The organism is Sphingomonas sp. (genome assembly GCF_031361285.1).
In the GTDB taxonomy this organism is placed as follows: domain Bacteria; phylum Pseudomonadota; class Alphaproteobacteria; order Sphingomonadales; family Sphingomonadaceae; genus Sphingomicrobium.
This window is the reverse complement of the sequence record NZ_JANMCO010000044.1, coordinates 1-4360: the sequence shown is the minus strand read 5'-3', so window position 1 is coordinate 4360 and position 4360 is coordinate 1. Positions and strand designations below refer to the sequence as shown.

4 protein-coding genes are annotated in these 4360 nt (G+C 62.7%); 1 reads left to right on the top strand and 3 read right to left on the bottom strand.

Going from position 1 to position 4360, the window contains the following annotated elements; all coding sequences use genetic code 11:
* Window positions 1-195: 195 nt before the first annotated feature.
* Entirely contained in the window at window positions 196-477 is a 282-nt protein-coding gene (locus RMO25_RS04405; protein WP_309661389.1) for an NADH dehydrogenase ubiquinone Fe-S protein 4, read from the bottom strand.
* A gap of 120 nt (window positions 478-597) precedes the next feature.
* On the opposite strand from RMO25_RS04405, the gene RMO25_RS04400 reads away from it, so the two are divergent.
* Window positions 598-1206, top strand: a complete 609-nt coding sequence (locus tag RMO25_RS04400; protein WP_309661388.1) for a hypothetical protein — start codon at window positions 598-600, stop codon at window positions 1204-1206.
* A gap of 7 nt (window positions 1207-1213) precedes the next feature.
* Here RMO25_RS04400 and RMO25_RS04395 read toward each other — a convergent pair whose 3' ends face one another.
* Together RMO25_RS04395 and RMO25_RS04390 are read right to left on the bottom strand one after the other, a co-directional pair.
* Complete coding sequence (locus tag RMO25_RS04395) at window positions 1214-2227, bottom strand: polyprenyl synthetase family protein (RefSeq protein ID WP_309661387.1); 1014 nt, start codon at window positions 2225-2227, stop codon at window positions 1214-1216.
* Window positions 2228-2271: 44 nt separating this feature from the next.
* Entirely contained in the window at window positions 2272-4296 is a 2025-nt protein-coding gene (locus tag RMO25_RS04390) for a M13 family metallopeptidase (RefSeq protein ID WP_405051840.1), read from the bottom strand.
* Window positions 4297-4360: the final 64 nt, after the last annotated feature.

Below are 4360 nucleotides of genomic sequence, written 5' to 3'. Positions count from 1 at the left end.
TGCTGGCCGGTCAGGATCAGAGCAGGCTGGACGGTGCGCGCCGCCAAGGCCCGGGCGACCGGGGAGAGTTTTATCGCTTCGGGCCTGGTCCCGATGACCAGCCTCACGTCCGCAGAATGCAGATGTCCCCCTACTTCGGCGGGATTAATCTGCCTCTAAATCGGATGAATCGCAAGGACAGTTTTGGGGCGTGACTTACCGGAAGTTGTCGGCGTAAGCTTGGAGCTTGAGCTTCACTGCCCCGGCGGGGACAAGATGATAAGCAAGACCTTGGCGTTTCGCGTAGGCGATCGCCTCCGCCTTGCTGGTAAAATTGAGGCGCACCTGCGGCTTGGTGTCGCGAGAGCCAGCCCATCCGGTCAGCGGATCGGGCCGCAGCGGATCCTCGCGCTCGAACTCGATCATCCAGCGTCCGGCGCTGGATTTGCCTGACTGGGTGGTTCTTCGATCGAGTTCGGAAATGCGGGCGACGGTCATGGTTCGCAAGGAGTTGGCAAAGCCGGCTGCCGGAATCAAGTGCGGACGGGCTTTTCGACTCTGCGCGGGCCCCCTGAGGTGGTATTGCGACCGTCCTTCGCATTTCGAATGGAGGGCTCCATGACAATGGCAAAAATCCAGCTGCTTCTGGCCACCAGCGCGATCCTCGCGTGCGACGGCTGCAAACCACAACCAGCAGCGCCGAACGCCGTGGCCAATGCTGCCACAGCAAACACTGCCGCCGCTGACACTAACGCTGGCTCCCGCGACCCGATTGCCAGCGCGATGTCGGCCGCGCCAGGCTCGATTGCCGGCGATGCGATGATCGTCATGGCCAATGCCGACGGCTCGATGAAGACCCTGCGCGAGGGCAAGAACGGCTGGACCTGCATGCCAGACAGCCCGGCGACCCCGGGACCCGACCCAATGTGCATGGACGCCAATGCGGCTAAATGGGCCGCGGCGTGGATCGGCCACAAATCACCCCCCGCCGGCACCGTCGGGCTGATTTACATGCTCGAGGGCGGAACCGACGCCAGCAACACCGATCCCTATGCGACTTCGCCGACAGCCGACAATGCATGGGTCAAGACCGGGCCGCACATCATGGTGGTTGGCTCGCAGGACCTGCTTAAGGGCTATTCGTCGGGTGCCAAGCCCGACACCAAGTCGCCGTACGTGATGTGGTCCGGGACGCCATATGCGCACCTGATGGCCCCGGTCGGCTAGACGCGGATCAATAGGCCCGGGCGACGGCGAATTCGACCGCTTCGGTCAGCGCCGCTTTGGCTTTGCCGGCGGGGAACATGCCCAGTGAGTCGATCGCGCGTCGGCCATAATGCCGGGCGCGGTCGATCGTGTCCGACAAGGCCTCGCTTGAACGCATCAGTGCGATGGCCTGGGCCAGATCGTCGTCCGAAACTCGCTCGCCGGTCACTGCGGCCTCCCAGAACGCGCGCTGGTCGCTTGATCCCCGGGCGTAAGCCAGGATCAGCGGCAGCGTCATCTTGCCGTCGCGAAAGTCGTCGCCGACGCCTTTGCCCATGGTTATCGCGTCCGACGCATAGTCGATGACGTCATCGACCAACTGGAAAGCGATGCCGAGGTTTCGCCCGTAACTTTCGAGCGCGATCTCCGCTTCCTCGCTAGCTTCGGCGACGACCGGCGCGATCCGGCACGCGGCGGCGAACAGGGCGGCGGTCTTGGCGCCGATGATCTGGAGATACTGTTCCTCGCCGGTTTCAATCCGCCGTTGCGCGGTCAATTGCTCGACTTCGCCTTCGGCGATCACGGCCGAGGCGTGACTGAGGATCTTGAGGACTTTGAGGCTGCCATCCTCGACCATCAGTTCGAATGCGCGGCTGAACAGGAAATCGCCTACCAGGACGCTGGCCGGGTTGCCCCAGATGAGGTTTGCGGTGCGCTTGCCGCGACGCGTGCCGGAGCCATCGACAACATCGTCATGAAGCAGGGTCGCGGTGTGGATGAATTCGACTGCGGCGGCGAGCTGCTGGTGGCGGCTGCCGGAGTAATCGAGCAGGCTCGCGCAGGCGAGGGTGAGCATCGGCCGCATGCGCTTGCCGCCGCCGGCGATAAGGTGACCGGCAAGCTCGGGGATCAGCGCCACTTTGCTTTGCATACGATCGAGAATGACGGCGTTGACGCCGTTCATGTCGGCCGCAACGAGCGCCATCATCGCCTCGAGCGATGGCTCGCGCGCGGGGTGTAGCGGATGGACGGTCGCCGACATGGCGCCGCCCTAGCGGGACGGCGCCATATTTTCCAGCGTGCTCGCTACCAGATGTGGACGCGCTGCTGGGGTGGCAAATACAGCTTGTCACCGGGTTGGACGTTGAACGCCTTGTACCAAGCGTCGACGTTACGGACGATCCCGTTGACGCGATACTTGGCCGGGCTGTGCGGGTCGGTCAGCAGTTGTTGGCGCTGGGCATCCTCGCGCGCCTTGGACTGCCACGCCTGGGCATAAGCGAGGAAGAATCGCTGGTCGCCAGTCATCCCGCCAATCACCCTGGCCTTGCCGTGCTTCGCTTGGAAGCGCTGGAAGGCGCCATAGGCCGCCTCGACGCCGCCTAGGTCGCCGATATTTTCGCCCATCGTCAGCGCACCCTTGATCCGGGTGCCTGGAATGGGCTCGTACGAATCATATTGGGCGCCAAGGGAGGCGGTGCGCTTCGCAAACGCTGTCTTGGCCTCCGCCGTCCACCAATTCTCGAACTTGCCGGTGGGCCCGAACTGGCTCCCCTGATCGTCGAAGCCGTGGCCCATTTCGTGGCCAATGATAGCGCCGATCGCGCCGTAATTGACCGCCGGGTCCGCCTTCGGATCGAAATAAGGCGGCTGCAGGATTGCGGCCGGGAAGGTGATCTGGTTCGCGAGCGGGTTGTAATAGGCATTCACCGTCTGCGGCGTCATGCCCCACAGGGTCCGGTCGACTGGCTTGGGGAAGCGCCTCAGCTCAAGCTCCTGTTGGAACACTTCGCTGCGAATAGCATTGCCAAGCAGGTCGTTGCGGTCGACCGTCAGCGACGAATAGTCGATATATTTGACCGGGTGGCCGATCCGCGGCTCGAACGCAGCGAGCTTGACGAGCGCGGCCTTGCGGGTCGCTTCATCCATCCACGGCGATTTACCGATCCGCTCCTGATAGGATCCGCGCAGATTTTCGATCAGCTCGGCCATCTGCTTTTCGGCTGCGGGCGGGAAATAGCGGTCAACATAGACTTGGCCCACCGACTCCCCGAGCGCGCCATTGACCAGCTGCACGCCGCGCTTCCAGCGGTCGCGCTTGACCTGTACCCCGGACAAAGTCTTCGAAAAGAAGTCGAAGTTGGCATCATCGAACGCCTTCGGAAGGACGTTGGCGTGGTCGCTGATGAAGTGAAAGGCGAGATAATCCTTCCACGCCTGCACCGCCGTCTGGCTGAAGATCTTGCCCATCGCCGTCAGCGCCGTGTTGTTGGTCATCAATACCTTGGGCGATGCGTCCAGCTTGGCGGTCGTGAGCATCAGCGCCCAATCCCAATCCGGTGCCTTCGCTTCAAGTCCGGCAAGTGTCTGGGGGTCGTTGAGCTTGGCGATGTCGCGGCTTTCGGCCGGCGACCACTGGACCTTGGCCATGGCGGTTTCGAGCGCAAAGATCGTGTCCGCCTTGGCAGCCGGGTCCTCAATCCCGCCGAGTTCAAGCATGTGTTGGATGTAAGCGCGATAGGCCTTGCGAAAATTATCGTACTTCGCGCCTTCGAGTAGGTAATAATCGCGCGGCATGCCAAGGCCGCCCTGTCCGACGGCAGCCGTGTAGCGCGTTGGATCCGCTAGGTCGGGAATGATCCCGATTCCAACCGGCGAGGCATAACCGACGCTCGCGAACAGCTCTTGTACAGCGGACTTGTCGTTCGCGGCGGCTATGCGCGCGAGATATGGCTTGAGCGGCGCGGTCCCGCGGGCCTCGATGCCTGCTTCGTCCATCCAGCTCGCATAAAAGTCGCCGAGCTGCTTGGCCGAGGCGCCGAATTTCTTCGTGTTCCTCGCCATTTCGTCGAGGATCGAGCGGACGTTGACTTCGGCTTCCTCGGTCAGTTTGACTCCATAGCCCGCCGAGGCGCGGTCCGAGGCGATCTGCGTGCGCCTGTCCCAACCGCCGTTGACGTAGGTCCAAAAGTCATCGCCCGGCTTTACCGATGCATCCATCGAGGTGAGGTTGAACCCCCACGTGCCGTAAACCGGCTTGGTCGTGACGGCCGCCGTAGCCGACGCGGCCAATCCAATGCTGGCTGCCCCAGCCAAGACCAACAACTTCATTTTCATACAAAAACCCCTTCCGATTGTGGCGCGGATTGGAGCAGGAGAAGCGAGTCGTCAAAAA

Excerpts from the sequence above, each read along its gene's own strand:
- RMO25_RS04390 (WP_405051840.1), bottom strand. The coding sequence starts at position 4,296 with ATGAAGTTGTTGGTCTTGGCTGGGGCAGCCAGCATTGGATTGGCCGCG.
- RMO25_RS04400 (WP_309661388.1), top strand. The coding sequence starts at position 598 with ATGACAATGGCAAAAATCCAGCTGCTTCTGGCCACCAGCGCGATCCTC.
- RMO25_RS04405 (WP_309661389.1), bottom strand. The coding sequence starts at position 477 with ATGACCGTCGCCCGCATTTCCGAACTCGATCGAAGAACCACCCAGTCA.
- RMO25_RS04395 (WP_309661387.1), bottom strand. The coding sequence starts at position 2,227 with ATGTCGGCGACCGTCCATCCGCTACACCCCGCGCGCGAGCCATCGCTC.